The organism is Sphingopyxis granuli NBRC 100800 (assembly GCF_001591045.1).
GTDB lineage: Bacteria > Pseudomonadota > Alphaproteobacteria > Sphingomonadales > Sphingomonadaceae > Sphingopyxis > Sphingopyxis granuli.
This window is the reverse complement of the sequence record NZ_BCUA01000148.1, coordinates 1-5,082: the sequence shown is the minus strand read 5'-3', so window position 1 is coordinate 5,082 and position 5,082 is coordinate 1. Positions and strand designations below refer to the sequence as shown.

The 5,082-nt window shown below is 68.7% G+C and carries 7 protein-coding genes; 5 read left to right on the top strand and 2 right to left on the bottom strand.

All coding sequences use genetic code 11. The features are described from left to right. Positions 1-304: 304 nt before the first annotated feature. Positions 305-763: an outer membrane beta-barrel protein gene (locus SGR02S_RS18895; protein WP_067113725.1), complete on the top strand. Its 459-nt coding sequence runs from the start codon at positions 305-307 to the stop codon at positions 761-763. 78 nt (positions 764-841) lie between these two features. Here the strand turns inward: SGR02S_RS18895 and SGR02S_RS18890 are convergent, their stop codons facing one another. Beyond that, on the bottom strand, positions 842-1,081 hold the full coding sequence (locus tag SGR02S_RS18890) for a thioredoxin domain-containing protein (RefSeq protein WP_067113722.1): 240 nt from the start codon (positions 1,079-1,081) through the stop codon (positions 842-844). A 94-nt stretch (positions 1,082-1,175) separates the two neighbouring features. Between SGR02S_RS18890 and SGR02S_RS18885 the strand changes: the two genes are divergently transcribed. Together SGR02S_RS18885 and SGR02S_RS18880 are read left to right on the top strand one after the other, a co-directional pair. After that, positions 1,176-1,727: a MarR family winged helix-turn-helix transcriptional regulator gene (locus SGR02S_RS18885; RefSeq protein ID WP_067113720.1), complete on the top strand. Its 552-nt coding sequence runs from the start codon at positions 1,176-1,178 to the stop codon at positions 1,725-1,727. Next, the gene (locus tag SGR02S_RS18880) at positions 1,724-2,374 is read left to right on the top strand and encodes an MOSC domain-containing protein (RefSeq protein ID WP_067113718.1); all 651 of its coding nucleotides are present in this window, start codon (positions 1,724-1,726) and stop codon (positions 2,372-2,374) included. Before SGR02S_RS18885 ends, SGR02S_RS18880 begins: the two co-directional genes overlap by 4 nt. A gap of 2 nt (positions 2,375-2,376) precedes the next feature. Here the strand turns inward: SGR02S_RS18880 and SGR02S_RS18875 are convergent, their stop codons facing one another. Then, the gene (locus SGR02S_RS18875) at positions 2,377-3,093 is read right to left on the bottom strand and encodes an arylesterase (protein ID WP_067113716.1); all 717 of its coding nucleotides are present in this window, start codon (positions 3,091-3,093) and stop codon (positions 2,377-2,379) included. Between the two features lie 17 nt (positions 3,094-3,110). Between SGR02S_RS18875 and SGR02S_RS18870 the strand changes: the two genes are divergently transcribed. Both SGR02S_RS18870 and SGR02S_RS18865 read left to right on the top strand, forming a co-directional pair. After that, positions 3,111-3,812: an ABC transporter ATP-binding protein gene (locus tag SGR02S_RS18870; RefSeq protein ID WP_067113714.1), complete on the top strand. Its 702-nt coding sequence runs from the start codon at positions 3,111-3,113 to the stop codon at positions 3,810-3,812. Positions 3,813-3,840: 28 nt separating this feature from the next. After that, positions 3,841-5,082, top strand: a 1,242-nt coding sequence (locus tag SGR02S_RS18865; protein WP_156483135.1) for an ABC transporter permease, incomplete at its 3' end; no start/stop codon positions are given.

Below are 5,082 nucleotides of genomic sequence, written 5' to 3'. Positions count from 1 at the left end.
AAGTCGGTCAATCCAAAGTCATCAGAGTCTAAACGCTAATCGGCTTCGCCGAAATCAAGCTCCCAGCCGTCATCCCAGCGAAAGCCGGGCTCGCTGTCGACCCGACCCAAACCCGCAAGCGATTCCAGCTTTCGCGGGATGACGAGGCCTGCTCCATTCTGACCGTGTTGCAAAAACAACACAGGTAAGAAAATTGTCTTATTCTGAACGATCCATTCATGGCAGCGACAGGCCGCAACCCCATTTAGGGGCCGGGTCGCGACCCAATAGGGCGCGTCCCGATTGAAGAAAAAAGGAAAATGACATGAAAAAGTTCGCAGTTGCCGCCGCTCTCCTCACCGCGGTCGTTGCCACCCCCGCCCTTGCCGCCGACGGCGGCGAAGCCCGCGTCGAAGTGCGCGGCGGCTACATCTCGGGCGGCGGGCTCGACGACGCCACGCTCGGCATCGCGGGCGGCTATGACCTGAACGCCGGCCAGACGACCTTCATCGGCGCCGAGATCGCCGGCGACAAGGTTCTCAAGAAGGGCTTCGACGTCCAGTTCTCGGCCGGTGGCCGCGCGGGCGCCAATGTCGGCACCAACGGCAAGGCCTATGTCAACGCGGGTTACACCTTCGGCCAGATCGACGACCCCTATGTCGGCGCCGGCTATCAGCACAAGCTGGGCCAGAACGTCTATGGCAAGATCGAATATCGCCATCAGTTCATCAACAACTTCAGCGACCACGACACCTTCGGCGTCGGCGTCGGCCTCGCCTTCTAAGGCGACCGCCAGAGCTGAAAAGGAAAGGGGCGCACCGCGGTGCGCCCCTTTTTCATTGACGTCAGGGCGCCGGGACGGTCATGCCCTTAGCGCGTCGATCGGAGCGCCGAAATTGATATGATAGGCCTGCCCGCCGAGCACCAGCGCCGGCACCGAGCGGACCCCGGCGTTTTCGGCTTCCGGGACGCGGCCCGGTGTTTCGCCCAGATGGACGCGTTCGACGTCGTAGCGCGCGGGGTCGATCGCGTCGGCCACCACCTGCTCGGCGTCGAGGCAGACGCTGCATCCGGCATGATAGAAAATCGCCTTCTCGGTCATGGTTCGTCTCCTTTTAAAAGTATCGAGTCGATACCATACATCTGTCATGCTCACCGGGATTGTGCAAATGGTTTTTAGTCGATACTAAAAAGAGATGACGCAGGACCTGGCCGACATGCTGACGCGCGCCGCGCGCCTGATCGCGGGCGACGGCCACGCCGCGGGGCTCAAGCCCGTGCAGTGGCAGGCGCTGCGCTATCTGGCGGCCGCGAATCGCTTTTCGCGCACGCCGGGGGCGCTCGCCGCATGGCTGGGACAGACCAAGGGAACGGTGTCGCAGACTGTGGCGGCGCTCGAACGCAAGGGGCTCGTCGCGCGGACGGGCGATGCGGGCGACCGGCGGCTGGTCCGGCTCGCCCTCACACCCCAAGGGGAGACGCTGCTCGCCTCCGCCCCCGACACCATTGCCGAGGCGATGCTCGCCCCGATGGCGCCGGCCGACCGCGCGGCGCTGGAGGCGCTGCTCGCCCGCATGCTCGGCGGCTTTCTCGCCGCGCGCTGCCACCGCCCCTTCGGCCTGTGCGCCAACTGCCGGCATTTCCGCCGCGATGCCGAAGGCGGGAACCCGCATCGCTGCGCCTTGCTCGGCGTGCCGCTCGACGAAAGCGATTCGCGCGCGATCTGCATCGAGCAGGAGGCCGCATGAGCATCGCCATCGACGCGCTTCTGACCGGCAAGGCGCGCGCCTTCGGCGATCGGGGCGAACCGAGCGCGATCGGCAAGACGCCCGTCGCCGGGTCGCGGCATGTCGGCTTCCTCGGCATCGCGGGCGACGAGCAGGGCGACCTGACGGTGCATGGCGGTCCCGACAAGGCGATCCATCATTATCCGCGCGACCATTATCCCTGGTGGATCGAGCGGCTGGGCGGCCATCCCCTGCTCGCCGCGCCCGGTGCGTTCGGAGAGAATCTGTCGACCCGCGACATGGTCGAGGATGCGGTGTGCATCGGCGACCGCTACCGGCTCGGCTCCGCGCTGATCGAGGTCAGCCAGGGGCGCCAGCCGTGCTGGAAGCTCGGCCACCGCTTCGGCATCGCAAGCGTGCCCGCGACGGTGGTGAAGACCGGCCGCAGCGGCTGGTATTACCGGGTGATCGAGGAAGGGACGGTCGCGGCGGGCGACACGCTCGATCTGATCGCGCGGCCGCTGCCCGACTGGACGATCGCGCGCGTCTTCGCGCTGCTGATCGGCGGCGCCGGAAAGCGCGATCCGGCGGCGGTCCGCGATCTGGCGGCGCTCGACGCGCTGGCGGGAAACTGGCGCAGGCGCGCCGAGAAACTGATCGCGCCCTGACGCTACCCGGCGGCGGGGAGTGCCGCCTCGACCAGCGGCGCAAGGCCCTGCACGACGATTTTCACTCCCTCGGCATTGGGGTGCAGATGATCGGCGAGCATCAGCGACGGGTCGGTGACGACATTGTCGAGGATGAAGGGATAGAAGCTGACCCCATATTTCGCGGCAAGATCGGGATATATGGGATTGAATTTCTTTTCATAATCGCTGCCGAGATTGGGCGCCGCCATCATCCCGGTGAGCAGCACCGGGATATCGCGCCGCTTGAGCTCCGCCAGCATCGCGTCGAGGTTGGCGCGCGTCTGGTCGGGACCGATGCCGCGCAGCATGTCGTTGCCGCCGAGCCCCAGCAGCACGAGCGCGGGTTTCTGTCGGGCATTGTCGAGGACATAGGCCAGCCGCTGGCGTCCCGCCGCGCTGGTATCACCCGACACGCCGGCATTCTGCACCCGCGCCACGACGCCATCGGCGGTCAGCGCGGCCTGAAGTTGCGGCGCAAGACCCTCTTTCGGTCCGAGCTGATAGCCCGCATAGAGGCTGTCGCCGAACGCGATGACCAGCGGCGCATCGGCGGGGATCGCGGGCGCGGCCTGCGCGTGCGATGCGCCGTCGCCCTTCGGGGCCGCGGGCGCATCCGCCGACCCGCAACCCGCGAGCGGTTGGCAAAGCGCGAGCATGCAACCATATAGCAGCATCGAACGCCATCCGGCCGTTTTCATCTCCAAAGGGTCCTTTCTTGACCGACGCGCTCTCCGCATCGCCCGAACCGGCGATTGCCGCCCATAATGTGACGCTGACGCTGGGGACCGGCAAGGCCCCGGTCGAAATTTTGCGCGGGGTCGACCTGATGGTCGATGCGGGTGCTTCGGTCGCGCTGCTCGGCCCCTCGGGCTCGGGCAAAAGCTCGCTGATGGCGGTGCTTGCGGGGCTCGAACGTGCGAGCGGCGGGACGATCCGCGTCGCCGGGCTCGATTTCGGCACGATGGACGAGGATGCGCTCGCACGGGCGCGGCGCGGGCGGATCGGGATCGTGCTCCAGGCCTTCCATCTGCTCCCGACGATGACCGCGCTCGAAAATGTCGCGGTGCCGCTCGAACTCGCCGGGCACGCCGATCCGTTCGGACGCGCGCAGGCGGAGCTGGAGGCGGTCGGGCTCGGCCACCGCCTGACGCATTATCCCGCACAGCTTTCGGGGGGCGAGCAGCAGCGCGTCGCCATCGCGCGCGCGATGGCGGGCGAGCCCGCGATCATCTTCGCCGACGAGCCGACCGGCAACCTCGATACCGCGACCGGCCATGCGATCATCGACCTGATCTTCGCGCGCCGCGCCGCGCTGGGCGCGACGCTGCTCATCATCACCCACGACCCGGCGCTCGCCGACCATTGCGACCGCGTCGTCGTGATGCACGACGGCCGGATCGAGGAGCGGGCTGCATGAACTGGCCCATCCTTCGAAGGGGCGCGAATTGACCCCCGCCCTCGCCACCCTCTGGCGGATCGCGCGGCGCGACCTCGCCGCGCGCATCCGCGGCCTGCGGCTGCTCGCGGTCTGCCTGTTCCTCGGCGTCGCGACGCTCGCCGCGATCGGCAGCCTGACCAGCGGCATCACCGCCGAGCTCGAGGCGCGCGGCCAGACGATCCTCGGCGGCGACCTCCAGCTCGCGCTGCCGCAGCGACAGGCGAGCGCCGAAGAGATAGCGGCGTTCCGCCTGGCGGGAGCAACCTCTGCCACGGTACGGATGCGCGCGATGGCGAATGCGCCGGACGGCGAGGCCTTGCTCGCCGAGCTGAAGGCGGTCGACGACGCCTATCCGCTCTATGGCACGATGCGGCTGGCGAGCGGCGAGCGGCGCGGCGCCCCGCCACCGGGAACGGTCTGGATCGGCGCCGACCTCGCCTCGCGGCTCGGGCTGGAACCGCAATCGAGTGTGAAGTTCGGCGAAAAGGCGTTCCGAATCGACGGTATCATCGCCGACGAGCCCGACCGGCTGGGCGAGGGTTTCACGCTGGGGCCGGTCGCGATCATCGGCATCGACGACCTGCCGGCGACGCAGCTCATCCAGCCGGGCAGCCTCTACGAAAGCAAGTATCGCATCCGCCTGCCAGCGGACGCCGATCCGGCCGCGGTGGGCAAGAGCCTGACCGCCGCCTTTCCCGATGCGGGCTGGGACGTCACCGACCGCAGCAACGGCGCACCGGGAACGCGCCGATTCATCGAGCGCATGGGTCAGTTCCTGTCGCTCGTCGGACTCGCAGCGCTGGTGATCGCCGGGATCGGCGTCGGCAACGGCGTCGCCAGCTATCTCGCGGGAAAGCGGCCCGGCCTCGCCACGCTGAAGGTGCTGGGCGCCGACAGCGCGACCGTCGCGCGCATCTATGGCTTGCAGATTCTGACCGTGGCGGCGCTCGCCATCGTTGCCGGGCTCGCCGCCGGTGCCGTCGCGCCGGCGGCGATCGGCGCGATCGCGGGCGACGTGCTGCCGGTGCGCCCCGGTTTCGCGCTCTATCCGCTGCCGCTCGCGGTCAGCGCCGCCTATGGCCTGCTGATCGCCGTCGCCTTCGCGCTGCCGCCGCTCGCGGCGACCCGCCGCGTTCCCGCCGCCGGGCTCTACCGCGCGACGGTGAGCGGCGCCGGACGGATCGAGGCGCGCGTGCTGGCGGCGGTCGGCGTCGCCTTCGCCGCCATCGTCGCGCTCGCGGTCGCGACG

Coding starts and splice junctions, on each gene's coding strand:
- SGR02S_RS18895 (WP_067113725.1), top strand. CDS start 305: ATGAAAAAGTTCGCAGTTGCCGCCGCTCTCCTCACCGCGGTCGTTGCC.
- SGR02S_RS18890 (WP_067113722.1), bottom strand. CDS start 1,081: ATGACCGAGAAGGCGATTTTCTATCATGCCGGATGCAGCGTCTGCCTC.
- SGR02S_RS18885 (WP_067113720.1), top strand. CDS start 1,176: ATGACGCAGGACCTGGCCGACATGCTGACGCGCGCCGCGCGCCTGATC.
- SGR02S_RS18880 (WP_067113718.1), top strand. CDS start 1,724: ATGAGCATCGCCATCGACGCGCTTCTGACCGGCAAGGCGCGCGCCTTC.
- SGR02S_RS18875 (WP_067113716.1), bottom strand. CDS start 3,093: ATGAAAACGGCCGGATGGCGTTCGATGCTGCTATATGGTTGCATGCTC.